The 24,057-nt window shown below is 59.4% G+C and carries 20 protein-coding genes, 5 tRNA genes and 2 pseudogenes; 12 read left to right on the forward strand and 15 right to left on the reverse strand.

Going from position 1 to position 24,057, the window contains the following annotated elements; genetic code table 11:
- The 3 genes from accB to N1937_RS08885 form a co-directional block, all read right to left on the reverse strand.
- Nucleotides 1-465, reverse strand: a complete 465-nt coding sequence (gene accB, locus N1937_RS08875) for an acetyl-CoA carboxylase biotin carboxyl carrier protein (protein ID WP_170261398.1) — start codon at nt 463-465, stop codon at nt 1-3.
- Between the two features lie 20 nt (nt 466-485).
- Nucleotides 486-923 (reverse strand): type II 3-dehydroquinate dehydratase, encoded by a 438-nt coding sequence (aroQ, locus tag N1937_RS08880; RefSeq protein WP_162118696.1) that lies wholly within the window; start codon nt 921-923, stop codon nt 486-488.
- 160 nt (nt 924-1,083) lie between these two features.
- Nucleotides 1,084-1,842 carry a DsbA family protein gene (locus N1937_RS08885; protein ID WP_170280583.1) on the reverse strand — a complete coding sequence of 253 codons (759 nt, stop codon included), beginning with the start codon at nt 1,840-1,842 and terminating at the stop codon, nt 1,084-1,086.
- A gap of 211 nt (nt 1,843-2,053) precedes the next feature.
- On the opposite strand from N1937_RS08885, the gene N1937_RS08890 reads away from it, so the two are divergent.
- The gene (locus N1937_RS08890; RefSeq protein WP_260058337.1) at nt 2,054-3,211 is read left to right on the forward strand and encodes a pyridoxal phosphate-dependent aminotransferase; all 1,158 of its coding nucleotides are present in this window, start codon (nt 2,054-2,056) and stop codon (nt 3,209-3,211) included.
- Here the strand turns inward: N1937_RS08890 and N1937_RS08895 are convergent.
- The 3 genes from N1937_RS08895 to N1937_RS08905 form a co-directional block, all read right to left on the reverse strand.
- A complete protein-coding gene (locus N1937_RS08895; RefSeq protein WP_441005660.1) occupies nt 3,148-3,537 on the reverse strand; it encodes an HlyD family efflux transporter periplasmic adaptor subunit in 390 nt (129 codons plus the stop codon). The two genes, N1937_RS08890 and N1937_RS08895, sit on opposite strands and share 64 nt — an antisense overlap.
- 664 nt (nt 3,538-4,201) lie before the next feature.
- Nucleotides 4,202-5,539 (reverse strand): DUF2778 domain-containing protein, encoded by a 1,338-nt coding sequence (locus tag N1937_RS08900; protein ID WP_260058338.1) that lies wholly within the window; start codon nt 5,537-5,539, stop codon nt 4,202-4,204.
- Between the two features lie 207 nt (nt 5,540-5,746).
- Nucleotides 5,747-7,615 carry a PHA/PHB synthase family protein gene (locus tag N1937_RS08905; protein ID WP_260059080.1) on the reverse strand — a complete coding sequence of 623 codons (1,869 nt, stop codon included), beginning with the start codon at nt 7,613-7,615 and terminating at the stop codon, nt 5,747-5,749.
- A 149-nt stretch (nt 7,616-7,764) separates the two neighbouring features.
- On the opposite strand from N1937_RS08905, the gene N1937_RS08910 reads away from it, so the two are divergent.
- The 5 genes from N1937_RS08910 to recJ all read left to right on the forward strand — a co-directional run bounded on the left by N1937_RS08910 (nt 7,765) and on the right by recJ (nt 13,411).
- The gene (locus N1937_RS08910; RefSeq protein WP_260058339.1) at nt 7,765-8,178 is read left to right on the forward strand and encodes a hypothetical protein; all 414 of its coding nucleotides are present in this window, start codon (nt 7,765-7,767) and stop codon (nt 8,176-8,178) included.
- A gap of 222 nt (nt 8,179-8,400) precedes the next feature.
- On the forward strand, nt 8,401-9,618 hold the full coding sequence (locus N1937_RS08915; RefSeq protein ID WP_026154130.1) for an LL-diaminopimelate aminotransferase: 1,218 nt from the start codon (nt 8,401-8,403) through the stop codon (nt 9,616-9,618).
- A 61-nt stretch (nt 9,619-9,679) separates the two neighbouring features.
- Nucleotides 9,680-11,005, forward strand: coding sequence for a homoserine dehydrogenase (locus N1937_RS08920; RefSeq protein ID WP_260058342.1), 1,326 nt, complete (start codon nt 9,680-9,682; stop codon nt 11,003-11,005).
- Nucleotides 11,006-11,167: 162 nt separating this feature from the next.
- Entirely contained in the window at nt 11,168-11,422 is a 255-nt protein-coding gene (locus N1937_RS08925; RefSeq protein ID WP_026154131.1) for a hypothetical protein, read from the forward strand.
- Between the two features lie 186 nt (nt 11,423-11,608).
- On the forward strand, nt 11,609-13,411 hold the full coding sequence (recJ, locus tag N1937_RS08930; protein ID WP_170258613.1) for a single-stranded-DNA-specific exonuclease RecJ: 1,803 nt from the start codon (nt 11,609-11,611) through the stop codon (nt 13,409-13,411).
- A 47-nt stretch (nt 13,412-13,458) separates the two neighbouring features.
- Here the strand turns inward: recJ and N1937_RS08935 are convergent.
- The 5 genes from N1937_RS08935 to gloA form a co-directional block, all read right to left on the reverse strand.
- A tRNA-Glu gene (locus N1937_RS08935) sits at nt 13,459-13,533 on the reverse strand.
- A 222-nt stretch (nt 13,534-13,755) separates the two neighbouring features.
- A tRNA-Glu gene (locus N1937_RS08940) sits at nt 13,756-13,830 on the reverse strand.
- A gap of 74 nt (nt 13,831-13,904) precedes the next feature.
- Nucleotides 13,905-13,979: transfer RNA gene (locus N1937_RS08945), tRNA-Glu, on the reverse strand.
- 197 nt (nt 13,980-14,176) lie between these two features.
- Nucleotides 14,177-15,232 carry a D-Ala-D-Ala carboxypeptidase family metallohydrolase gene (locus N1937_RS08950; RefSeq protein ID WP_441005671.1) on the reverse strand — a complete coding sequence of 352 codons (1,056 nt, stop codon included), beginning with the start codon at nt 15,230-15,232 and terminating at the stop codon, nt 14,177-14,179.
- Nucleotides 15,233-15,407: 175 nt separating this feature from the next.
- The gene (gloA, locus tag N1937_RS08955; protein ID WP_170258615.1) at nt 15,408-15,848 is read right to left on the reverse strand and encodes a lactoylglutathione lyase; all 441 of its coding nucleotides are present in this window, start codon (nt 15,846-15,848) and stop codon (nt 15,408-15,410) included.
- Between the two features lie 195 nt (nt 15,849-16,043).
- Between gloA and N1937_RS08960 the strand changes: the two genes are divergently transcribed.
- Nucleotides 16,044-16,622 carry a cold-shock protein gene (locus N1937_RS08960; protein WP_012757289.1) on the forward strand — a complete coding sequence of 193 codons (579 nt, stop codon included), beginning with the start codon at nt 16,044-16,046 and terminating at the stop codon, nt 16,620-16,622.
- Between the two features lie 2 nt (nt 16,623-16,624).
- Nucleotides 16,625-17,113, forward strand: a complete 489-nt coding sequence (locus N1937_RS08965; RefSeq protein ID WP_260058352.1) for a DUF192 domain-containing protein — start codon at nt 16,625-16,627, stop codon at nt 17,111-17,113.
- 207 nt (nt 17,114-17,320) lie between these two features.
- Here N1937_RS08965 and N1937_RS08970 read toward each other — a convergent pair whose 3' ends face one another.
- The gene (locus N1937_RS08970) at nt 17,321-18,031 is read right to left on the reverse strand and encodes an AbiU2 domain-containing protein (protein ID WP_260058354.1); all 711 of its coding nucleotides are present in this window, start codon (nt 18,029-18,031) and stop codon (nt 17,321-17,323) included.
- Between the two features lie 146 nt (nt 18,032-18,177).
- Between N1937_RS08970 and N1937_RS08975 the strand changes: the two genes are divergently transcribed.
- Entirely contained in the window at nt 18,178-18,486 is a 309-nt protein-coding gene (locus tag N1937_RS08975; protein ID WP_260058355.1) for a hypothetical protein, read from the forward strand.
- Between the two features lie 121 nt (nt 18,487-18,607).
- Here the strand turns inward: N1937_RS08975 and N1937_RS08980 are convergent.
- Nucleotides 18,608-18,684 (reverse strand) — tRNA-Pro (locus tag N1937_RS08980).
- 705 nt (nt 18,685-19,389) lie between these two features.
- Here N1937_RS08980 and N1937_RS08985 point away from each other — a divergent pair.
- From N1937_RS08985 to N1937_RS08995, 3 genes and pseudogenes are all read left to right on the forward strand, one after another.
- The gene (locus N1937_RS08985) at nt 19,390-19,695 is read left to right on the forward strand and encodes an ETC complex I subunit (RefSeq protein WP_017964111.1); all 306 of its coding nucleotides are present in this window, start codon (nt 19,390-19,392) and stop codon (nt 19,693-19,695) included.
- Nucleotides 19,696-19,752: 57 nt separating this feature from the next.
- A tRNA-Arg gene (locus tag N1937_RS08990) sits at nt 19,753-19,829 on the forward strand.
- 110 nt (nt 19,830-19,939) lie between these two features.
- Nucleotides 19,940-20,151, forward strand: a pseudogene (locus N1937_RS08995) (ATP-binding protein); the annotation flags it as partial.
- Between the two features lie 184 nt (nt 20,152-20,335).
- Here the strand turns inward: N1937_RS08995 and N1937_RS09000 are convergent.
- Nucleotides 20,336-22,183 carry a M10 family metallopeptidase C-terminal domain-containing protein gene (locus N1937_RS09000; protein WP_260058357.1) on the reverse strand — a complete coding sequence of 616 codons (1,848 nt, stop codon included), beginning with the start codon at nt 22,181-22,183 and terminating at the stop codon, nt 20,336-20,338.
- A 579-nt stretch (nt 22,184-22,762) separates the two neighbouring features.
- A pseudogene (locus N1937_RS09005) lies at nt 22,763-23,797 on the reverse strand (IS256 family transposase); the annotation flags it as partial.
- Between the last annotated feature and the right edge of the window lie 260 nt (nt 23,798-24,057).

Raw genomic sequence — 24,057 nt, forward strand, 5'->3', positions numbered from 1 at the left:
CTATTCGATGACGACGAGGGCTTGGCCGTACTCAACGGGATGTCCGTCATCGACGAGGATCTCGGTCACCTTGCCTGACTTCGGCGAAGGGATCTGGTTCATCGTCTTCATCGCTTCGATGATGATGAGCGTCTGGCCTTCCTTGACGATTGCGCCGACTTCGATGAACGGACGCGCGCCTGGAGCCGCCGCCATGTAGACGGTGCCAACCATCGGTGCACTGACGACATTGGCCGGGTTGCGGCTGGGAGCTGCGACGGGCGCGGCAGCGGCTGCCACTGCGGCGGGCGCGGCAAAGGCCGGTGCTGCGATCGGCGCCTGGACATATTGCGGCGTGCCGGCGCGCGAAACGCGGATACGCAGGTCGTCCTGCTCGACCTCGATCTCCGTCAGATCCGTTTCGTTGAGAATATTGGCGAGATCGCGGATCAGTGCCTGGTCGATACCCGATTTCTTTTCAGCCATGGTGTTGCCCTGTCTTCTTCTTATGCCGTGATGTTCTTCAGCGCGTGGAGCGCCAGGATGTAGCTGTGAGGCCCGAAGCCATAGATCACGCCTTTGCATGCCGGCGCGATCATCGACTTGTGGCGGAATTCTTCCCGTGCATGCACGTTGGATATGTGGAGCTCGACGACGGGAATGGAAATGGCGCGGATCGCATCATGCAGCGCGACCGATGTATGCGTATAGGCGCCTGCATTGATCGCAACGCCGACTGCATTTTCATCGGCCTCATGGAACCAGTCGACGAGCGTGCCTTCGTGGTTGCTCTGACGGAAATCGATATCGATGCCGAGTTCGCGGCCTGCGGCCTTGCAGTCCGCCTCGATGTCCTTGAGCGTCTTGCCGCCATAAATGCCGGGCTCTCGTTTACCCAGCATGTTCAGGTTGGGGCCGTTCAGGACAAAAATCGTTTGCGTCATCGAATGTTCCGTAAAATGTACGACGGCAACCTATAGACTCCGCGAGAGCTGAATGAAAGCCCTTACGGATTGGCCAGCTGCAATCGCGCCACATTTGTCCACATGGTTGAAACGCTTCGATTTTGGCGATTTGATGGGCTATCGTTTGGCGGTTGATTGCTCAGCAGGCGGTCTTGCCGCAGCTGCGCATGTTCTTGACCTTGGCTTCGAGATCGTCGAGCCCGACGGCACCCGGCACCAGTTCGTTGCCGATCACATAAGAGGGCGTGCCGCTGATGCCGAGACTGGAGGCGAGCTGGTAGGTCGCCTGGACGATACCGTCATTCGGGCTCTTTGCCATCTCCGCGCGGATCTTGTCCTCGCTGACGCCGAGCGAAGCGGCGACCGCTATCGCTGTTTCGTCAGAGGCGCGGCCTTCGGTGCCGAGAAGGGTGACGTGGAAATCGGCATATTTCTCGGGTGCCAGCTTGCGGAAAGCGTCAGCCACCTTGTGGGCGGCAACCGAATCCGGCCCGAGGATCGGGAATTCCTTGAGGACGAAACGGACGTTCTTGTCCTTCTTAAGCATCGCCTGCATGTCGGGCAGCGCATGCCGGCAGTAGCTGCAATTATAATCGAAGAACTCGACGACCGTCACATCGCCCTTGGGATTGCCGAGCGTAACGTCGTTCTTCGATTCGAAGATGTCGGTGGTGTTCTCTTCGATCGCCATATTGGCCTTCACCAACCGCTGGGCTTCCTGCTTCTTCTGCAGCGCGTCCTGGACTTCCAGCATGATCTCGGGATTCTCGATCAGGTATTGCTTGATGAATTCACCGAACTCCTTCTTCTGCTGGTCGTCGAGCGCTGCCGCCGGAAGCGGAAGGGCGATCGATGCGGCAAGCACCAGAGCGGTGAAGGTCTTCGGGAAGAATGCCATGATATCCTCGTCATCGGCGGTATGGTCGTCTCTTTGTCGAGAAGACGCTCGCCGGGTTAATGGACTTGAATGCCTCGCGTCAAGGTACGGTGCGTTCGGTTCTGCTCAAACAGGAATTTTTCATCCCCGCATGGCCCTCGCGGGATTGTGATCAGCCGATTAATGCGGCAATTGTCGGGCCGTCATTGCAGAAGCTGAGCGAGAAGCGATCTTGTTTTCCATATCGAAACGCAGCGAAGTCGAGCCTTTTCATGCCATGGACGTTTTGGCGGAGGCGACGAAGCGGCGCGCGAGCGGCCATCCGGTGATCTCGATGGCGGTCGGTCAGCCCTCGCATCCGGCACCTCAAGCGGCTCTCGAAGCGGCGCGCGCAGCCCTTGTCGAAGGCCGGATCGGCTATACCGATGCGCTCGGTACGGCGCGGCTGAAATCGGCACTCGCCTGGCACTACAAGGATCGCCACGGCCTGGAGATCGATCCAAAGCGCATCGCCATCACCACCGGTTCCTCGGCCGGCTTCAATCTCGCCTTCCTGTCGCTCTTCGATGCCGGCGATGCGGTGGCGATCGCAAGACCCGGTTATCCCGCCTATCGCAATATCCTCGGCGCACTCGGCCTGAAGGTTCTCGAAGTGCCCGTAACGGCCGAGACCCACTTCACCCTGACGCCGCAAAGCCTCGAAGCGGCGCAGAAGGAAAGCGGCATCACGCTGAAAGGCGTGCTGCTCGCCAGTCCCGCCAACCCGACCGGCACGGTGACCGGCCGCGAGGGGCTGAAGGCGCTTTCGGATTACTGCGCGGCCCATTCCATCGCCTTCATCTCCGATGAAATCTACCACGGGCTGACCTTCGCCGGCGAGGAGGCGAGTGCGCTGGAACTGACCGACGAGGCGATCGTCATCAACTCCTTCTCCAAATATTATTGCATGACCGGCTGGCGAATCGGCTGGATGGTGCTGCCGGAACGCCTGGTCCGTCCGATCGAGCGAGTGGCGCAGAGCCTCTACATCTCCCCGCCCGAGCTCTCCCAGATCGCCGCCACGGCTGCTCTTGGCGCTGGCGCCGAACTCGATCGTTATAAGGCAAGCTATGCCGCTAACCGCGAGCTGCTGATGCGGCGACTGCCGCAGATCGGCCTTTCGATCGCCTCGCCGATGGACGGCGCCTTCTATGCCTATCTCGACGTTATCCGCTTCACCAATGACAGCATGGGCTTTGCCAAACGCATGCTCGCGGAAATCGACGTCGCCGCCACGCCCGGTCTCGATTTCGATCCGCTGGAGGGAAATCGAACGCTGCGTCTGTCCTATGCGGGCTCGCAGGCAGAGATCGCCGAGGCGGTGGAGCGAATCGCAGCCTGGCTGAAGTAGCGTGCGCTGCCGGGCGGCTGCTCGCTGTCCTGTAGCGCCGAGCGTCTTTCGAGACGCGCAAAGGACCGGCGTCGGTGGTGCGTGCGGGGGTCCGCCTCGATCAGCTGCGCATCGGGTTCGGGAATTGCATTCTTTGCGATATGGGTGATGACGCCAGGAACCGTGCCGTAGCGTGTGAACGGGAACGCTTCCAGTTTGACGCTCACAGCCTGGCCGGTGCGCACGAAGCCGATATCACCGTTGGGAAGATAGGCCTCGATGCTCAGGGCTGGATCAGCAGGCACGATCCGCATGACCGGTGTGAGTTCGCTTGCTTTTATTGACATTATCGATCCAGATCTCGATATTCTACATTTTCTGTGTATCGTGCCATCTTTCGCCGACGACTCCGCAACAATTCATGAAGAATGTCGTATCAGATATGTATGTTTTTCCGTCTCTAATGAATGTATAGCTGATGTCGACTCTCGTTTCTCTTATTCCAAGTATCAAAGGCAATGCAGATTCGATAGGACTTTGTCCGGATCTCGCAGAACAGCAATTTTTATAGATATCACGAAATCGATCTACCTTAGTAATGTCAGTAGGAATTGTATCTCTCTCGTCGGATAAAACTCGATCAATTCCAATATCGATAAGTCGTTCGTTGGTAAAAAAGGAAATTTTCTCGTAACAAAATCCAATTACATTTAGAGAAATAAAAGCTGCGCTCAATGTGATCGCAATGAAATGATATCTGCTCACGGTGAAACTTTCTTGCTCCAAGCGTCATCTGGTGGGCGTGAGATACGTGGCAAATAACTTTCGACTCTCTCCGGCTAGCCTATGAGGTGCCTTCAACAATAGGCGAAAATAGGTATTCAAGGGGCTGACGCTTGCCTGTCCTGATCTCTGCGGTGAGAGAGAAGATCGCATTGCGCGCAAAGAGCTCCGCGCTGTATGCGTCTCGCCCAGAACCGTTGCACCCTTCCGGGTGACATACGGCAACGATCAGCTGCGCGACGAAAACAGCGAAGCGAACGTCGAAGACGGTTTGTTGTTCAGCCTTGGCACCACCACGAGTTGCCTGATGTCGCCGCGCTTGTAGGCGGCGAGGAAGCGGCGGTAGTCCTTGAAGGAGACGCAGCCGTTGGAATCGCCGTTCTTGCCGAGCATATAAGTATGGGCGAGAAGGCCGACACGGTCATAGATGGCGTCCGAACCCTGGACCGGCGTCAGCCGCAGCGCCTCGACCCCATGGAAAAGGCTCTCGCGTATGGTGAGGACATAGGTGTGCGGCGGTGTTGGTCCGCGCATCTTCTTGTTCACATAACGCGGGTTGTCGCGCATCTTGCCGAGCCCGGAATGGGCCTCGAGCCGTTCGCCGTTCGGCAGATAGACGGTGCTGTTTTCGATATCGTAGATCGCCACGCCTGCGCGCAGCTTCGGCGAGAACACCGGCTTGTCGTAGCGCGGCACTGCGTCGTCCTCGTCATCCTCGATCGGCGAGTTCGGCTGGGCATAGGCAAGTGCAGGCTCGCCAGCGCGCTGGGAACCCTTGGAGGCCGGTGCCGGTTTGCCGATGAGGCCATCGGGGCGTGCCATCGGCAGCGGCACGGAACCTTCGTCCGGCGCCAGAACGAGATCGAAGGGTGGCGCGCCGTCCGCGGCGGCGACGACCACTGGTGCAGGTTCCGAGGCGGGAATTGAGGCCGTTTTGACGGGAGAAGCGGTTGGCTCTACCGGAGCCGGCGCGATTTGCCTGGATCCTGCATCGGCAAGCGCAAGCAGGGCTGTCAGTTCGGCTGCAGCGACCGCCTCCTTCGAGGGAACGATGATCCGGTCGCCGTCGTCTTCTTCGGTCTCTGCCGAGGCAAGCTCGACCGGCGGCGCGATAACATCGTCCTTGCGGAATTTGGCGCTGTCGGAAATCGCAGCCACAATGGGCTGTTCGGCAGCCATAGCGAGGCGATTATTTTTGGCGAGAACCGCGAGCGCCGTTGCAGCGGCGGCGGTCTTTTCGGCATGGGATTGAATGAGGCTCGCCGTCAGCGGGATCGTCGGCTTCGCGTCGAAGGCGGTTAGCCGGTCGGCCTTGCCGACATGGATCAGCCTCTCATGGCGCGGTGTAGGCGCCACCTTCGGCGCAGCCGCCACCTGTGCCAGGCGATCCGGCGGAGAATAGGGAGCGGCGATCGAGTGCATCGTCGCGAAGGTCGCGATCAGCCATGTCGAGGTCAGAAATCCGGCGCCGACAACACTGTAAAGGAAACCGCGAGATCTGCGCCAACGGAAAGCAGATCCGCCAAGAGGGGTGACGTCATCGAACGTCCCGACCGCACACGCCATACTACACTCGTCTTTCAAACTCGCTACGCAGGCCGGCGGCACTGACTGACTACACTTCGCCGGGGGCCGGTACAGGCGCAAATGGGCCGAATTTAGACCACCCACGACGTCCGACTGTTTCGCAAGGATGACGAATTATGGTTTCTAATTTGTTTACGCGGCGTTGCAGTTTCTCACGACGTCTCAAAAAGAGATGCGTTGGGCGTCTCAGGCGCGCTCCATCACATAACTTCCCGGCGCTTCCTCGATGGCGTTCAAGGCGTCGCCGCCGGGTTTGCGGGCCGGCACACGCCTGCCGTCATGCGTCTCGATCCAGGCCTGCCAATGTGGCCACCATGATCCCGGGGTCTCGGTCGCCTGCTCGAGCCAGGTCTCGTAGTCCCCCTTGGCCGGGCCGCCCGTCCAGAATTGATACTTCTTCCTGTCGGGCGGGTTGACGACGCCGGCGATATGTCCCGAGCCGGTCACGACGAATTCCACCTTGCCGCCGAAGAACCGGCTGCCGAGGAAGACGGACTTGGCAGGTGCGATGTGATCCTCGCGGGTGGCGAGATTATAGATCGGGATCTTCACATCCTTCAGCGACACGGACTTGCCGTCGAGGATCATCTCGTTCCGCGTCAGCGCGTTCTTGAGATAGCAATTGCGCAGGTAGAAGGCATGGTTTGCCGCCGCCATGCGGGTCGAGTCGGCGTTCCAGAACAGTAGGTCGAAGGGCAGGGGATCTTGGCCCTTGAGGTAGTTGTTGACGAAATAAGGCCAGATCAGCTCGGAGGCGCGCAGCATGTTGAAGGCCATCGACATCTTCGTGCCGTCGAGATAGCCGGTCGCCTGCATATGCTCTTCGAGCGCTTCAAGCTGCTCCTCGTCGACGAAGACCTTGAGGTCGCCGGCATGGGTGAAGTCGACCTGGGTGGTGAAGAGTGTCGCGGTCTTGATGCGCTTGTTCTTCTCCTTGGCATGCAGCGCCAGTGTCGCCGCCAGCAGCGTGCCGCCGACGCAGTAGCCGACGGCGTTGACGTCCTTTTCGCCGGTCGCCTTCTCGATTGTATCAAGCGCGAAATCGATGCCCTCGCGGGCATAGGCTGCCCAGTCCTTGTCGGCGTGGCGCGCATCCGGGTTGACCCAGGAAATAACGAAGACCGTCTGACCCTGGTCGACGCACCATTTGATGAAGGACTTTTGCGGGTTGAGGTCGAGAATATAGAATTTGTTGATCCAGGGCGGGCAGATCAAAAGCGGCCGCTTCAGCACCGTTTCGGTCGAAGCCTCGTACTGGATGATCTGGCAGATGTCGTTCTGGGCGATCACCTTGCCTGGCGTCAGCGCCATGTCGCGGCCAACTGCGAATTTCGTCATGTCGGTCTGGCGAAGGCGAAGATCACCATGTCCGGCAGCGATATCCTCGGCCAGCATCTTCATCCCGCGCACCAGATTGGCGCCGCTGGTTGCGATCGTCTCGCGGTAGAGCTGCGGATTGGTGGCGATGAAGTTGGTCGGCGAAAGCGCTGCCGTGATCTGCTTCACGTAGAAGCCGGCCTTGTGCTTGGTATGCTCGTCGAGGCCATCGGTCTCCGACACCAGCTTTTCCACCCAGTCGGTGGTGACGAAATAGACCTGGCGGAGAAAATCGAAGAACGGATTCTTCTGCCAGTCCTCGTCCGAGAAGCGCTTGTCGTTGCGGGTGTCCGGTTCCGGCTGCGTGGGTTCGCCTTGCATGCCGCGCGTGCCTTGCATGCGCTGCATTGAGCGCATCCAGATGCCGAAGAACGAGGACATCAGCTGCGTCTGCGCCTCGAAGGTGCGGCGCGGATCGGAAATCCAGTATTCGGTCACCTTGGAAAGCGTCTTGACCATGTCGGTCATCGGATCGACGGCGGTTTCGGCGATCTCGCCGCGCTCGCGCGGCGCAAGCCAGGCAGACGCTGCTTGTCCGAGATTTTCGAGCGCTCGGGCGAAATTCATCGCCATGGCCTCGGGATCCTTCAACAGATAGGGATCGAGATCGGTCGCGTCGAAGCCGGCCTTTTCGCCATTTTTTTGGCCGCCATTCTCCTGCTTGCTGTCGGTCACCATTTCCTCCGGCGGCAGCACCACTCTTTTTATCCATTCGTTGTACATCGTGATCGAACGAGAAAACAAGTTCCACCCGCATCGGCTCATGCTATTGCTTTGTGGCTGCGACAAATTTAACAGTCGAGCAGTCAGAACTGGATTTTTGAGGCATGACAAAGAACGGCATTCGGCGCATCGCAATCCTCAACCGCACCGCACTGATCTGCGCCGCGGCGGCGATGGCGCTTGCCGGATGCAATCTGACGGCGGAACAAAAGGCCGCAGCTGCCGCTAAGCGGGCGGCGCCGACCGCCGTCGTCATGCCGGCCACCAAGGGCGAGGCGGCCGAGGGTGGTCTTGCAAAATACCCGGACGGCTATCCGAGTTTCGGTGCGCCGCTGACGGCTGCCAATGTCCAGATGAGTGACGAGCAAGCAGCCGAACTGCAGCATCAGCTGACGGCACTTGCCGCTCGGCGTAAGGCCGGCACGATCTCGGAAGCCGAATATCAGGCCAAGGTCGCCGAAATGCGGCGTCTCGCCGCCGAGCACGGTGCCGATACACTCTCCGAAATCTCCAAATAGACCTTGCCTTTCAGGCAATTTGGACGCAAAGCCATTCCGAATGGATCGGAAGATACAATTTTTCCGATAAAGCGCGTTACGCGGCCTTTCCGTCAAAGATTCGCCGCGTCACTTGGGTCTGATGAACACGGCGTTGCGATTCTGAAGTTCGTGTCGCAGCCGCCGGAAGACGGAACGAACTTCGACTGCGGCCCGAAATGCCGCCTTTCCATGGGGAATGAGATGGAAGAGTTTCACAAAGTCCGGCGTTTGCCGCCTTACGTTTTCGAACAGGTCAACCGTTTGAAAGCAAGCGCGCGAGCGGGCGGCGCCGATATCATCGATCTCGGCATGGGAAACCCAGACCTCCCCACTCCCCAGTCGATCGTCGACAAGCTGTGCGAGGTCGTGCAGGATCCGCGCACGCACCGCTATTCCTCTTCCAAGGGCATTCCGGGCCTGCGCCGCGCCCAGGCCGCCTATTATGCCCGTCGTTTTGGTGTCAAGCTCAACCCGGATACCCAGGTGGTCGCCACCTTGGGCTCCAAGGAAGGGTTCGCCAATATGGCGCAGGCGATTACGGCGCCGGGCGACGTGATCCTCTGCCCGAACCCCACCTATCCGATCCACGCCTTCGGCTTCCTGATGGCGGGCGGCGTGATCCGTTCCATGTCGGTGGAGCCGGATGCGAGCTTCTTCGAACCGCTGGAACGTGCCGTCCGGCATTCGATCCCGAAGCCCTTGGCGCTGATCCTCAACTACCCCTCGAATCCGACGGCTTTTGTCGCGACGCTCGATTTCTACAAGGACGTCATCGCCTTTGCGAAAAAGCACGACATCATCGTGCTTTCCGACCTTGCCTATTCGGAAATTTACTTCAACGGCGCCCCGCCGCCCTCGGTTCTTGAAGTGCCGGGCGCGATGGACGTGACCGTCGAGTTCACCTCGATGTCGAAGACTTTCTCCATGCCCGGCTGGCGCATGGGCTTTGCCGTCGGCAACGAGCGGCTGATCGCGGCGCTTACCCGCGTCAAGTCCTATCTCGACTACGGCGCCTTCACGCCGATCCAGGTGGCGGCGACGCATGCGTTGAACGGCGATGGTTCCGACATTGCGGAAGTCCGCAACGTCTATAAACGCCGCCGCGACGTCATGGTCGAAAGCTTCGGCAAGGCTGGGTTCGAGGTGCCGCCGCCGGCTGCGACGATGTTCGCCTGGGCGAAGATCCCGGAAAAGTTCCGTCATCTCGGTTCGCTGGAATTCTCCAAGCTGCTGGTCGAGAAGGCCGACGTCGCCGTTGCGCCGGGCATCGGCTTCGGCGAAATGGGCGACGACTACGTCCGTCTGGCACTTGTCGAGAACGAACACCGCATCCGCCAGGCTGCGCGCAACATCAAGAAGTTCATGTCGACGGCAGACGAGACGATGCACAACGTGATCTCGCTGAACGCCCACCGCTAATCCAACCGTTGGGCAGCCGCGTTCGGCGGCTGCCGCCACACAGACATTTCAGGATCGATCCATGGCAGATGCCCTCAAAATCGGCATTGCGGGCTTGGGCACCGTTGGCGCCTCGCTTGTCCGTATCATTCAGCAGAAAAGCAACGAGCTTGCCGTCACCTGCGGGCGTCCGATCACCATCACGGCGGTCTCCGCGCGTGACAAGGCGAGGGACCGCGGCATCGATCTTTCCACCGTTACCTGGTTCGACCGGCCGGAAGAGCTTGCCGAAAAAGGCGATATCGACGTCTTCGTCGAGCTGATGGGTGGCGCCGAAGGGGCGGCCAACGTTTCGGTGCGTACGGCACTCCAACGTGGTCTCCATGTGGTGACAGCCAACAAGGCGCTGCTTGCCTATCACGGCGTCGAGCTTGCGACGATCGCCGAGGAGAAGGGTTCGCTGCTGAACTTCGAGGCGGCAGTCGCCGGCGGCATTCCGGTCATCAAGGCGCTGCGTGAATCGCTGACGGGCAATTCCGTCTCGCGCATCTATGGCATCATGAACGGCACCTGCAATTACATCCTGACCAAGATGGAGAAGGAGGGGCTTTCCTTCGCCGAATGCCTCAAGGAAGCGCAGCAGCTGGGTTATGCCGAGGCCGATCCAGCCTTCGATATCGAGGGCAACGACACGGCCCATAAGCTTTCCATCCTGACGACGCTCGCCTTCGGCAATCAGATCGCCGCCGACGACATCTATCTCGAAGGCATCACCAACATCTCGATCGAGGATATCCACGCTGCCGCCGAGCTCGGCTATCGCATCAAGCTCTTAGGCGTTGCCCAGCGCACCGATACCGGCATCGAGCAGCGCGTCCATCCCACAATGGTGCCAGTCGATTCGGTCATCGCCCAGGTCGACGGCGTCACCAATGCGGTGGCGATCGAATCCGACGTGCTCGGCGAACTGCTGATGGTCGGCCCGGGCGCCGGCGGCAACGCGACGGCCTCGTCCGTGCTCGGCGATATCGCCGATATTGCCAAGAGCCAGCCAGGCGCCCAGCGCGTGCCGGTGCTCGGCCATCCCGCAGCGACGCTGGAACCCTACCGCAAGGCGCAGATGCAGAGCCACGAGGGCGGCTATTTCATCCGCCTGACCGTGCTCGACCGCACCGGCGTCTTTGCCAGCGTCGCAACCCGCATGGCGGAAAACAACATCTCGCTGGAATCGATCGTCCAGCGCTCCAAGCAGCACCTGGCGCCATCGCACCACCAGACGATCATTCTCGTCACCCATGCGACGATGGAAGAGTCGGTGCGCAAGGCGGTCGCCTCGATCAAGTCGGAAGGTTACCTCTTCGGCGAACCGCAGGTGATTCGCATCGAGCGGCCAAAAGAGGAAGGTTGAACTCTTTTTTGCCACAATCCGGGATGGCTGACCCGCTCTGTGCACGCAGAGCGGGTTTTTTTATTGCCTGTTTAACCGCTCTCACGAAAACTTATATTAACAGGTACCGAAACATTGATATAAATAAGCCGGGAGAGGGAGTCGCCGGCTTTGGAGAACATCGTGAACAAGGACAGCCATGCCGGGAAGGGGTATGGTCGCCCGGAAGAGGAACCTCCCGATCATCCTGGTCTGTTTGAGGAAGTTCCCGAGACGAACCGTGATGAGGTTCGTTACCACCCCTCCGATGGGGCCTCCAATGAGGCCTATGACGACGAAAGCCCGGAAGGCCGCAACTGGGCCATTCTTCTCACTCTCTTCTCCGTCATCCTGGTGCAACTGGCCGGCATCGCCCTGATCGTCTGGGCGGTATTCTAAAGCGTGTCGCGATCTTTCAGATTCGCTCTCGCGCTTTGGGTCTTTATTTTTACGCATGTCGTTGTCGCAAAATCGCTGCACGCTTTTGCGCGACATGCTTTGGTAAAAATCCGTGTCTGCAAATCCATCGCTATGTTATCTCCGCTGCTCCTGTAGAAAGAGCAGATGAAGTCAGCGGAGTGTGGCATGGCAGATCTCGTCGACCCCGTACAGCGCGCGTTTCTCGGCGTGGAGAAATCCGCGCTCGACAATCGCTGGGTGGCGCGGCTCGACCAGGCCGGGCAGAACCGCGCGCTGGCCATGTCGCAGATCCATGGATTGCCGGATCTGATCGCCCGGGTGCTCGCCGGGCGCGGCGTGACGGTAGACGAGGCGATCGAATTCCTCGATCCGACGATCCGCAGCCTGATGCCCGATCCCCATAGACTGACTGATTGCGAAAAGGCCGGGACCCGCCTCCTGCGCGCAATCGAGCGCGGCGAGAGCGTCGCGATTTTTGGCGACTACGACGTCGACGGCGCAGCCTCCTCGGCACTGATGTTCCGCTTTCTCAGCCATTTCGGTGTCAGGGCGACCATCTATATTCCAGACCGCGTCTTCGAAGGTTACGGCCCCAATCCGGCGGCGATCAACCAGTTGATCGACAACGGCGCTGAGCTGATCATCACCGTCGATTGCGGCTCCACCAGCCATGAGGCACTGGCCGCTGCCGCGGCGCGCAACATCGATGTCGTCGTCATCGATCACCACCAGGTGACACATGAGCTGCCGCCCTGCCATGCGCTGGTCAACCCGAACCGCGAGGACGATCTCTCGGGGCAGGGGCATCTTTGCGCCGCCGGCGTCGTCTTCATGGTGCTGGTCGCGACACTCAGGCTGCTGCGCGCGGCCGGCAACAAGCGCATCCTGGCGCTCGACCTGCTGCAATGGCTGGATATCGTGGCACTTGCGACGGTCTGCGATGTCGTGCCGCTGAAGGGTCTCAACCGCGCCTATGTGGTAAAGGGGCTGGTTGCTGCCCGCCACCAGAGCAATGCCGGACTGGCAGCACTCTTCCGCAAGGCGGGGCTCGCCGGCCCGGTGACGCCCTATCATTTCGGTTTCCTGATCGGCCCGCGCATCAATGCCGGCGGGCGGATCGGCGACGCCGCACTCGGAAGCCGGCTGCTGACGCTCGATGACGCCGGAGAGGCGGATGTGATCGCGCAGCGCCTGGACGAGCTCAATCGCGAACGCCAGGCGATGGAGGCGATCATGCTGCAGGAGGCCGAAGCCGAGGCGCTTGCCGAATATGGCGACGGCGAGGGCGCCTCCGTCATCGTCACCGCCCATGAGAAATGGCATCCCGGTATCGTCGGGCTGATCGCGGCGCGGCTGAAGGAGAAATTCAAACGGCCGGCCTTTGCGATCGCCTTCGATCCCTCCGGCCGCGGCACCGGCTCGGGCCGCTCCATCAACGGCTTCGACATGGGCAGGATGGTCCGGGCCGCAGTCGACGAGGGGCTGCTCGTCAAAGGCGGCGGCCACGCAATGGCCGCGGGGCTGACGGTCGAGCGCGCTGATCTCGGCAGGCTGAGGACCTTCTTCACGGAGAAGGCCGAGAGGACGGTGGCTAGCCTCGTCGCCAACGAAACGCTGAAGATCGACGGTGCGATCGGCGCAAGTGGCGCCACCCTCGAACTCATCGACCGCCTGGAGGCCGCCGGCCCCTACGGCTCCGGCCACGCACTGCCGCTCTTTGCCATACCGGCGCATCGTCTGCGCGACGCCCGCCTGGTCGGCGAGAAACATGTGAAGGTGACGCTGGAGGCTATGGACGGATCGCGGCTCGACGGCATCGCCTTCCGCGCCGCCGACACGCCGCTTGGCAATCTTCTCATCAATTCACGCGGTGCCAGCCTGCATGTCGCGGGTTCGCTCGGTGCCGACCACTACCAGGGCGCACGCCGCATCCAGCTGCGCGTCTGCGATGCTGCACCGGCGAAATAGAACGGTCGCGCAAGAGCGCTGACGATGTGAAATCAAGGGAGAGAAAGTGGTACGCCCTAGGGGAGTCGAACCCCTCTTCCCAGAATGAAAATCTGGTGTCCTAACCGATAGACGAAGGGCGCTTCCTTCGTGGTGGCGCCCTTATAGTCAGCGCCTTCGAAGGCCGCAAGCGCCAAGGCGCGAAAAAATCATCGTTTTCGCCGATTTATTTCGGCTGTGGAAAATCGCGGCACAGTCTACGCGGAATGGAGGTCAAGCCGGCGGGCTGGGATGAGCAGCGGCGCGCGAACCCAGAGGGTTCTACACGAGGGGACTCATAGGGCCGGTGGCCTATCATCAGGAATTGGTACGCCCTAGGGGAGTCGAACCCCTCTTTACAGAATGAGAATCTGTCGTCCTAACCGATAGACGAAGGGCGCAGGCAGCCTCGTTAAAATAGGAGCGTGCGCCGGCTTCTGCAAGCGGAAGTGATGGCTTCTATATAGGGAGAAAGTGGTACGCCCTAGGGGAGTCGAACCCCTCTTCCCAGAATGAAAATCTGGTGTCCTAACCGATAGACGAAGGGCGCTTCCTTCGTGGTGGCGCCCTTATAGTCAGGCGTATTGAATCCCGCAAGCGGCAATTGCGGTTTCTTTCAAAAAAATGACAGGAAATCCGAGCGCGTTCGAGAAGCCGATTATTGAAGCCGAATCAACAGGCTGCCGGTTGTTTCTTTATTGAGACTAGCTGATGCTGCCGTAACGTAATGCGAAAATCGCGCGGCCGTCAGATCGCTCGTGCGGTCGTCATCGGCGCGCGTTTGCCGCCGCAGCCCCAGTTCCAGTCACGACTTTTGCCGGTATCGAGGTGGACCGAATCCGTATGGCAATAGGTGCCGACGCCGCCGCGGTCCGGCAACGAGCGGATATAGGCGGCGATATCCCATTTCGTAACACCGTCGATCTGGATGTCGGCCGCCTCGCAGCTCTTGTGCATCGATTCGTCAGCCCCGCCGGCCAGGCGGTTGTGCTCTTCGTCTCGATAGCCGGAGGTGACGATGACCGGTCGCCCGAAATGGTTTTCGACCGTCTTGATCACTTTCAGCAGGTCGGGCTTGAAGCAACCGACCTCGACCTTGTCGTTCTGGAGATGCAGCCCGTTCGGCGCGATGCGCGTCATGCCGGGCAGGGCCGCCTTGTGCAGGAGGCCCGAGAGGCTGCCGAGCAGGTTCTGCTTCGGCGCGCTGTAGAGCGCATTCATCGTCGAGGTCGGAATGCTGCCCGTCGCCAGCGACGCAGTCTGCACAGGCGCAAGCTGCGTGCTGTTATTCTGCGAGGATTGCTGCGGCAGCACCGGCTCTGCCGGCTGTGTAGGCACGGGCGACTGGCTATAGACGCTGCTCCGCGCCGGTGCTGCACCTTCCACCGGCACATAGGCCTGCGGCTGAATGACGGTGGAGGTGCTATTGTTCTGCGGCGCCGGCTGGCGATCTGAAAAGATGCTCATCGACTGCGCGTTGATCCTGGTCGACTGCAGGACCAACCCGCCGATATTGGCAGGCGCCGCCGTTGCCGAGCCGGCGGGCGGAGCGGCGGCATTTGGATCTTGTGCCACGACCTGAGGCGCGCCCTGGACGCCGGAGACGTTGACGAGCCGTGGGTCCGTATAGACCGAACGTGGGGCAGGGCCCCCAGGCGCTGCGGTGGCAAGCTGCGGTGCTGCGGCTTGTGCTGGAACAACTGCGGCGGAATCGAGCGCCTTCTTGTCCGACGCGCAACTGGACAGCGCCAGCACCGAGGTGGCGATCAGCAAAGCGCCCGTCACGGGCATCCGCATCTGCATCTTACGCAAGCGACAGTCTCCAGTTGATCCGGAAAATAAGCGAAAACCGCTTCTCTTCCGCTTCGAGTCGTTAGGAGATTGCCTGCGGGGCCGGATCGCGGCAAGCGCCGAAGCGTCGGCCGGACCCGAAATCGGAAAAGCCGCAAGCCTCGCAAAAGCCTTGCGCCGAAAAGCCTTACCAGGCGCCGGTATTGCCCATCGAGAGCCAGGGCTCAGTGGCCGGAAGCGGGCTGCCCTTTTGCAGGATTTCGATCGAGATACCGTCGGGCGAGCGCACGAACGCCATGTTCCCGTCGCGCGGCGGCCGGTTGATGGTGACGCCGTTGTCCATCAGATTCTGGCAGGTCGCGTAAATATCGTCGACCTCATAAGCGAGGTGGCCGAAATTGCGACCTCCGCTATAATCTTCCGTGTCCCAATTGTAGGTAAGCTCGAGGCAGGGGGCCTTTTCGCTGCGCGCACGGTCGAGATCGTCGCGAGCAGCCAGGAAAACCAGGGTGAAGCGGCCCTTCTCGTTTTCGTGGCGGCGAATCTCCTCCAGCCCGAAAAGCGTGGTGTAAAAGGCAAGCGAGGCGTCCAGGTCTTTGACGCGCACCATTGTATGAAGATAACGCATTCTATTTACTCCTTTATTGGGGCTAGCTTTTTTCGGCGAGCCGAGGTCAGCTTCGGGCAAGTCATCTTTATAAAATGTGCACCTGGGAATAACCGAAAACTAGGACTTGCGCTTATCCGTTACCAAGATGTTAATCTTGATTTCAAGAATCAGTTAACCGTAACAGTGTGACGCGTATTCGAGGGGCTGGCGACAATGGCTGACAGGATTTCATCGAACGAATACTCCGACCTCGACGAGCTATCGGGAGAGGCGGTCGATCTTGTTGAAATCACCGGCGTCGTCAAGTGGTTCGACGTTGCCAAGGGTTTCGGCTTCATCGTGCCAGACAACGGCATGCAGGATGTACTCCTGCACGTGACCTGCCTGCGCCGCGACGGCTACCAGACGATCCTCGAGGGAACGCGCATCGTCGCCCTCATCCAGCGCCGCGAGCGCGGCTATCAGGCTTTCAAGATCCTCTCGATGGACCAGTCGACCGCGGTTCATCCCTCGCAGCTGCCGCCGGTGCGCACCCATGTGCAGGTCACCGCAACGAGCGGACTCGAGCGTGCACTTGTCAAATGGTTCAACCGCACCAAGGGCTTCGGCTTCCTGACGCGCGGCGAGGGCACCGAAGACATCTTCGTGCACATGGAAACGCTCCGCCGCTTCGGCCTGACGGAACTGCGCCCCGGCCAGGTGGTGCTCGTCCGCTTCGGCGACGGAGAAAAGGGCTTGATGGCCGCAGAGATCCATCCCGACGTTCCGAGCCCGGCAAGCCGGTCGCACTGAACATGCGCGGCCTAATCCTATTTGATGCTATCAGAAGCGCCATCCTGGCGCTTTTTTTCATGGTTGGGCTGCCGGCCTTCGCTGACGAGCAGATGCGGTTCGACAAGGAGCCGCTGCTCATCCAGACTGCTGCGGGCAAGGTGTTGCATTTTACTGTCGAGATCGCCGCGACCCCGGATCAGCGCGCCCGCGGCCTGATGTTTCGCAAGGTGATGGCCGATGATGCCGGCATGATCTTCGATTTCGACGAGCCAAGGCGCGTCACCATGTGGATGGAAAACACCATCCTGCCGCTCGACATGCTCTTTGCCGACGACGCCGGTACGATTCGCCACATCAAGGAAAAGGCAGTGCCCTATTCGCGCGACATCATCGATTCGATGGTTGCGGTGAAATACGTCGTCGAACTCAACGCCGGCATTGTTGCCAAACTCGGAATCAAGCCTGGCGACAGGATCGTCAGCGCCACGACGACGAAGAAGGCGAAGTGACGGCGCGTGCCGCGGTGCACCTGCCAAGGAATTCAAAAATATCGGGATATTGAATGATCGGAGTGGAGAGATTCGAACTCGTATAGACTATTGAAAAACAATGACTATTTACACTCTTTGTAACGCTGTTACGACCTAACTTCTGTCATACCCAATGATCGTTATGTCGTGTCACCGGGAAGCACAAGAGATCATTCATTCATCGCCTTACGCGCCATGGCGCTCGCCGAGCAATGCCATACGCCAGAATTCATTAGCTTGATCGAGAAAGATCCGCTCTTGTTCGTCCAAGCTGGAGTTGTCCCCGCTGACGGCGATTCGGGCGTTTTCAACGAAAGCCTTCGCGCAATCGGTAAGACGGAAAAGTTGATTGTAGATCGGCTTCACGTCCACGTCGGTCATCAGCGAGTGAGCCATGAAAGTATCTCGAAATGCCTTTAGCGTCTTCAGTCCGCCACGTCCAAACTGTCCTTTGAATGTTTCGGAGTAGCTTGCTGACACGCGCTCAAGCGCGTTCGCGCAATCTCGCTCGAATTGGTCAGCGTAGCTTCGTGAACCGGGAATCCAGTTGCGGGCGCGGGCCTTAAGTTCCCTCTGGCATCGCTTCTGTCGAAGTAGCCGGATCGTCAGCGGGATCGAAGCAATATCGCGGCTGTTGACATGCCGGTTTCTATTTCCCACGTCGTAAAGTCTCGCGAGGTGCATGGCGAGATCAAAGGCCAAGCTCTGCATGATGGCGTTGAAAGCAACGGCGCCCGGAAGGGCGTTAGGTAGGTTCGGGATGAGGGCATTACCCGCTTCCATCGTCGCCTCTATCCGGATCGCGTTGACGATGTTGCGGTAGAGAACCGGAATCATCATATCGAGCCGGGCAATTGCGTCTGCGTTGGATAGCAGAACCTTCTTCTTTTTCGCCATATGATACCGTAGAGTCGTAGCGGGGGACCAATGGTGACTTTAACTGACGCTTCGAAGGAAATGAAAGAACAAGCTCGCAAGCTCGATGATATGTTGACCCTCGCGTATGGCCCGCATGCTGAGCACGGGTTTCTTAGGAGGGTAGGGTGACCAAGCGCGTAAGTATTATCTGTCTAGTCGGTTTCATCATCTGTTTGCTTGGCGTGTTTGCCCTAGGAATTTTCAGTGGGGGTGTGGAATATATGGGTGTGTTCGTCAGATATACATACAATATTCTTTGGGCGATTCTTGTATTACTATTTCTGCCGGGCCTGATGAGTTATTTATTTTCGCGGGCGTGGCCGGAGTTTCGCAAGGATAAAGCCAATAGAGAATTCGTGCGCAAGAATCCCTTGTTGACGTTTTTTATATGGCGCGAAATCAGGGATGAAGGGATAGACGATGGGCATCATTAGGAAGCAGTGACTAAGAATTTGCGCCCGCGGCGACAAGTGCTCTCACGGCGCTCTCACAAGGCCATCTGCGGGAGCTGCAGCGGAAACATCAAATTCACATTGTTATCAGGGGGAAACACGGTGGTCGGAGTGGAGAGATTCGAACTCCCGACCCTCTGGTCCCAAACCAGATGCGCTACCAGGCTGCGCTACACTCCGTGCCGTGAATGGCAGGGGAGATACACGGTTCACTTCGCCGTCGCAACCCATAAATCCAGCTCTGGCCGAATATTCCTCGCCGGACCTGTGGATGCAAGATAGAAAAATCTTGATGGGCGGTCAGTCTGCTTACCAGCGCACTAATCCGTTTGCCCGGCACAATTGGCGTCAGGGCAATTCTACCTTAGCCGTGAGCGATCAGGCCGATATATTGAGCGTAGCTGATCGCAAGGTAGAAGAACGCCGTGATACCAGCCCCGATCACAATGGCATTGAACTCCGCCGAACGTCTCATCATGAGTGCGAATCCACTGAAACCAACCGAGCCGTAGAAATAATGCCGAGGGCTGGCTGCGGCAATCAGGTTGCAATCACAACATGCGACAATCGGTAACATTGCGCAACCCGCCCCAGAGTCGCTTGGCCTTCAAGAGATGGCTGGCTCGACCCGAGGGGAAGAATGCGCACAGCCGCTTGTCCTCCGACATTCTTTGTTTCCCTAACGCATCGGCTTGTCATGGGATGGAGTCGGCAGCGTCGTCGTGCACCGCCTTTTTCCTTGAAAAAGCGGGGATTCGCCGCTAAGCAAAATTCATCTCTTTGCGTTATCCTCAGCGATGATGCAAAAGGCCCGGCACGGGCCGGCAACGGGATTGAGACCATAAATGGCGGGCATTGTCCCGCATAGTCGGAGACGCTGCAGTCATGTCTGCCAAGATCTATCGTCCAGCCAAGACCGCAATGCAGTCCGGCAAGGCCAAGACCAATCTCTGGGTGCTTGAGTTCGATCAGGAGTCTCCGCTTAAGATCGATCCGATCATGGGCTACACCTCTTCGGGTGACATGCGCCAGCAGGTGAAGCTCACCTTCGAAACGCAGGAACTCGCCGAAGCCTATGCCCAACGCAACGGTATCGACTACCGCGTCATCGCGCCGAAGGACCCGACACGCCAGGTTGTCGCCTATCCGGACAATTTCCGCTATACCCGCACGCAGCCCTGGACGCATTGAGATTTCTGGTCCAGATATGCCGCATCCGGTCGCGCTCGTGAGACGCGGCCGCCGGACGGCCCCTTAGCTCAGCTGGATAGAGCACCTGCCTTCTAAGCAGGTTGTCGCAGGTTCGATTCCTGCAGGGGTCGCCACAAATTCAATGACTTGAAGCCGCCCGTGACCAGCCCGAAGGAGCCTGGTCACCGGGCGCTCACATTTGGACCGCGCCCGGCGAATCCCGCGTACGGCGGCCGGACGGGCGTCCCAGACCGGTGCGGAATTATTGTTTGAACTGATCTCGCAAGACGTCGACGAGTGCCATCTGATCACCAGCAACCTTGCGTTCGAGGAATCCTGGGATCCGAGTGCCTGACCGGCGCTCTGCTGGACCGCGTCACCCGCCACGTCGACATCCGCGAGATGAACGGCGACAGTTATCGCCTCGCGCAAGTCCGCACTCGAAAGGCCGGCTGACAGCCGTCAAAAAAATCGCAGCGCGCGGATGGGATCGCCGTTCGGGCTACGCCCTCCCAGCTTGCTCATCCACGCGCTGAAGTAGTCGAATTTTGCGCGCCGCGTGGCGGGTTTTACTCCGCCGTCGACACATTTTGTTAGCACGATTGTTGCGGCGATCGGACGACCGCCGCAACAGGTATAGTTACAGGATCAAATCGCCTGCCCCCAGGTGGACGAGGCCCTGCAGCTGAATCTCGAAGTCATGAACGCCGTCGCCGTTCAGGTCGGCCTGGACAACGGTAATATCGTGATCGGATCCAGCATTGTCTTGATAGTGCCAAGCGAGCGCGCCAGCCTTCTTATCGAACAAGGCATTCTCTTGCGCCTGGAAATGGAAGGCTGCATCGCCCTGCGCAGAGCCATTCGCATCGATCGCCGAGAGGTCTATCTTGTCGACGCCATGCTGGAAGTCGGTGATGACGTCGCGGTTCCAGCCGGACCCGGTCTCCGTCGCTGTCTTGAAGGTAAACGTATCCGAGCCGATACCACCGCTCATGATGTCCTTTCCGGCACCACCAATGAGGACGTCCGAGCCGGCGCCGCCCTTCAACACGTCATTGCCGCCGAGACCCTTGTAGGTTTCGTTGCCGCCGTTGGACTGACCGGTGTGTGGCAGGTAGTCGTTACCCTCGGTGCCGGTATATACCTTCGTCGATGTGGTCGGCGTTGTCGGCTCTGTCGGTTGCGTCGGCGTGGTCGGCGTTCCCGAGCCGGAGCTCGGCTGCGTCGGCGTGGTTGGCTCTGTCGGCGTGGTCGGCGTTGTCGGTTGCGTCGGCGTGGTTGGCGTTCCCGGTGCCGCGCTGGAGCCCGATTCGTAGGCACCCATATCGACAGTTCCAACGACGCGAGCGTGGCCGTCCAGATCGGTCGAGCCGACGCCGTACTTGGTGGTTCCACCGTCGATCGCCGACGAGCCGGAGCCGAGGTGGAAGTTGTCGGTCGCTGCCCCCGCGAAATGCGGGTCGACACCGAGCTTGTTGCCGTTCGTCGCACTCGGCATCGCGTTGCCGCCGTCGGTCCTGACCGAGTCCTGGCCGGCCGTGCCGTTGTAAGTGATGTTGTTGGCCCAGACGGTGTTGGCGTTGGTGTAGCCACCGTACGACGTGTTATCGACAGCGGTGTTGTTCTTGTTCACCGATGGGTCGGCTACGGCGACGTTGTTGACCCAGGTGTTGTTGCTCGACTGCGCGTTGCTGAGTTCGCCGCGCCAGGTGCCGTCGTTCAGCGGGTCCTGGTTGTTGTGATATGCTGTGTTGTTCTGCACCGTGACGGAGTCGCTCCAGGCAACCTGGACGCCTTTGCCGCCGTTCTCGTAGACCAGGTTGTTGTCGACGAGGGTCTTAAACGTATAGTTCGGATGACCATCCGCCTGTGTGCTCTGAAAATCGTCGATGATGATGCCGTTGCCATCGGTGTGCGCACCCGTCTTCGTGACGTTGTCGTGCGAGATGTTGTTTTGTACGATATTCCGGTAGCCGGTCGTCGAGGTATCGCCGGTGATGTTCCGGTTCTCGTAGATCGAGATGCCCGAGAACCAGCCCGTGGACGCGTTATGGTAGGTCTCGTTCCCGACGATCTTGACGAAGTCAGAATAGTTGAACTGAATGCCCGACTCGCCGCTGTCGTGGACCTTGTTGTTGAGAATTGAGACGTGATGGACGTTGTTCGCTTCGATGCCGTCACCGTTGCCGCCCTTGATGTCGAAGCCGTCGATTGTCACGTAGTTGGCGTTGACACTGATCCCGGTGTACGAGCCCGCGGGCGGCCGGATCAGCGCTGCGCCAGGCACTTCCGAGCGTAGCGTGATGTCGCCTGCCGCCGAGCCGTCCTTGTCGATGTTGATGCTCTCGTTGTAGGTTCCTGGCTTCACCACCACCTCGTCGCCGGGCTTAAGGTTCGCCGACATTGCCTCGCCAATCGTGCGAAAGGGAGTGGAGGCACTTCCGTTACCACCGCCGCTGCCGGTCGTCGCTACATAGTATGTCGTCATGTTCTTGTTCCTCAACCTTAGCGTTGTCTTTGCCGGTACTATTTTTGGTTAATCAGGCGTTACGGCGAGGGGTTATAGGGTGACATCCTGGAGGGCGCAACAGTAGAGCGATAGTAAGTGCTTGACAAACATAGCCATATTGCTGCCACATTATCAAAATCGATCCGAAGTTACGTTTTGAAATATTTAGTGAAATTTGAGTCGCCCAAATTGAGGCAGTATAAAGGTCTCGCTTTCCGCGAATTATTCTTTCTGCAACTACCGCGATATACGCCCCTTGAAAACATTGGAAAAACCTGACGGGCGTGAGCGGATTCCTCCCGCGAAGGGCGGAATCGACATTTTTTCTGTATTTAGCGATTTTAGGCAGCGCCGCTTTACCGATTGGGACAAATCGAGAGGGTGATGGGAGGGCATGACCGCAGCAGATTCGGCCAAACCCATTGTTCAGCATTTCAAGCGCCGCCGATTCCCCGCCGAGATCATTGGGCATGCGGTACGACTGTACTTTCGGTTTCCGCTGCGCCTGCGTCATATCGAGAATCTGCGTGCCGAGCGTCGTATCGATGTCTCGTTCCAGCGGCGAATCTCCTCGTTGAAGCGCTCGAGCATGTTGGTGCTCTTGAGATGCTTGTGGTGGGTGCGCGGCAGGCGGAAGAAGGTCAGCGTCTGCTCGATGGCTTCCTCGAGCCAGCCGGTCAGCCGTGGATATTTTCCCGACCATTTACCAAGCCAGGCGGACAGATCGGCCTTCGCCTCGGCGAGGTCGCGCCGGTCGTAGATCCATCGCAGTTCCTGCAGGCAATCGTCGCCGTGCTTGCGCGGCAGATGGTCGAGCGCATTGCGCAGGAAGTGCACATAGCAGCGCTGCCAGGCGGCTTCCGGAATGACCTCGCCGATGGCCGCGACGAGGCCGGCATGATCGTCGGAGACGACGAATTCGACACCCTTGAGGCCGCGGGCTTTCAATCCCAGCAGGAAGTCCTTCCAGGCCGAGCGGCTCTCGCGGCTGGCCATCTCGACGGACAGGATTTGCCGCCGGCCATCCCAATCGATGCCGACGGCGATCAGCACCGCCTGGCTCCTGACGACGCCGGCCTCTCTGACCTTCTCATAACGGGCATCGAGGATGAGGTAGGGAAAGGGCTCTTGAAGCGGGCGGCAGGCAAAGGCCTTCAGGCTTTCATCGAGCCGCTTGTTGATCGCCGAGATCGATGAGGCCGAGAACGCATGCCCACACAGTTCTTCGGTGATCGCCTTGACCTTGCGCGTCGACACCCCCTGCACATACATCTCGGCCAGCGTGGCGACCAGCGCCCGCTCCGAGCGCTGGTAGCGTTCGAACAGCTCGGTGGAGAAGTGCCCCGAGCGGTCCTGCGGCACCCTGAGCTCCAATTTACCCACCCGCGTCATCAGCGTGCGGCCGTAATGGCCGGAGCGGTAGCCGAGCCGTTCGGGCGTGCGTTCGCCTTTCGCGGCTCCTAAAGCCTCGTCCATCTCGGCTTCAAGGACCTCCTGCATCACCGCGCGCAGCACCTCGTGCAGCCCATCGGGGTTCGAAAGCAGAATGTCTTTGACGGTAGCAACAGCAGTCTTATCTTCAGTCTTGGTCATGGTGGCGTTCCTTCCAGGGAATCAGGTGACGTTGAACATCACCAGCCTGCCATGACCGCCCCTCTCAGTGAATTTGCAGAACCTTCCGCACACTACCTACCGATATACGAGGTGGCAGGATTGGCGAGTTCGATCGACCGCAGTTTCACCATTTCAAATATCTCTCGACTCAGTCACTGGAGTTCCGCCGCTGGAGGGTAAGGGCGTGACGGTTATCGACTGGTTGCTGTCGGACCGGTCCGGCTCGACTTCTGGATGCA

Origin of the sequence: Rhizobium sp. WSM4643, assembly GCF_025152745.1 — a bacterium.
Lineage (GTDB): Bacteria > Pseudomonadota > Alphaproteobacteria > Rhizobiales > Rhizobiaceae > Rhizobium > Rhizobium leguminosarum_I.

Bases quoted from the DNA above. Each gene is read 5' to 3' on its own strand.
- accB (WP_170261398.1), bottom strand. From the start codon at position 465: ATGGCTGAAAAGAAATCGGGTATCGACCAGGCACTGATCCGCGATCTC.
- aroQ (WP_162118696.1), bottom strand. From the start codon at position 923: ATGACGCAAACGATTTTTGTCCTGAACGGCCCCAACCTGAACATGCTG.
- N1937_RS08885 (WP_170280583.1), bottom strand. From the start codon at position 1,842: ATGGCATTCTTCCCGAAGACCTTCACCGCTCTGGTGCTTGCCGCATCG.
- N1937_RS08895 (WP_441005660.1), bottom strand. From the start codon at position 3,537: ATGTCAATAAAAGCAAGCGAACTCACACCGGTCATGCGGATCGTGCCT.
- N1937_RS08900 (WP_260058338.1), bottom strand. From the start codon at position 5,539: ATGGCGTGTGCGGTCGGGACGTTCGATGACGTCACCCCTCTTGGCGGA.
- N1937_RS08905 (WP_260059080.1), bottom strand. From the start codon at position 7,615: ATGGTGACCGACAGCAAGCAGGAGAATGGCGGCCAAAAAAATGGCGAA.
- N1937_RS08910 (WP_260058339.1), top strand. From the start codon at position 7,765: ATGACAAAGAACGGCATTCGGCGCATCGCAATCCTCAACCGCACCGCA.
- N1937_RS08915 (WP_026154130.1), top strand. From the start codon at position 8,401: ATGGAAGAGTTTCACAAAGTCCGGCGTTTGCCGCCTTACGTTTTCGAA.
- N1937_RS08920 (WP_260058342.1), top strand. From the start codon at position 9,680: ATGGCAGATGCCCTCAAAATCGGCATTGCGGGCTTGGGCACCGTTGGC.
- recJ (WP_170258613.1), top strand. From the start codon at position 11,609: ATGGCAGATCTCGTCGACCCCGTACAGCGCGCGTTTCTCGGCGTGGAG.
- N1937_RS08950 (WP_441005671.1), bottom strand. From the start codon at position 15,232: ATGCAGATGCGGATGCCCGTGACGGGCGCTTTGCTGATCGCCACCTCG.
- gloA (WP_170258615.1), bottom strand. From the start codon at position 15,848: ATGCGTTATCTTCATACAATGGTGCGCGTCAAAGACCTGGACGCCTCG.
- N1937_RS08960 (WP_012757289.1), top strand. From the start codon at position 16,044: ATGGCTGACAGGATTTCATCGAACGAATACTCCGACCTCGACGAGCTA.
- N1937_RS08965 (WP_260058352.1), top strand. From the start codon at position 16,625: ATGCGCGGCCTAATCCTATTTGATGCTATCAGAAGCGCCATCCTGGCG.
- N1937_RS08970 (WP_260058354.1), bottom strand. From the start codon at position 18,031: ATGGCGAAAAAGAAGAAGGTTCTGCTATCCAACGCAGACGCAATTGCC.
- N1937_RS08985 (WP_017964111.1), top strand. From the start codon at position 19,390: ATGTCTGCCAAGATCTATCGTCCAGCCAAGACCGCAATGCAGTCCGGC.
- N1937_RS09000 (WP_260058357.1), bottom strand. From the start codon at position 22,183: ATGACGACATACTATGTAGCGACGACCGGCAGCGGCGGTGGTAACGGA.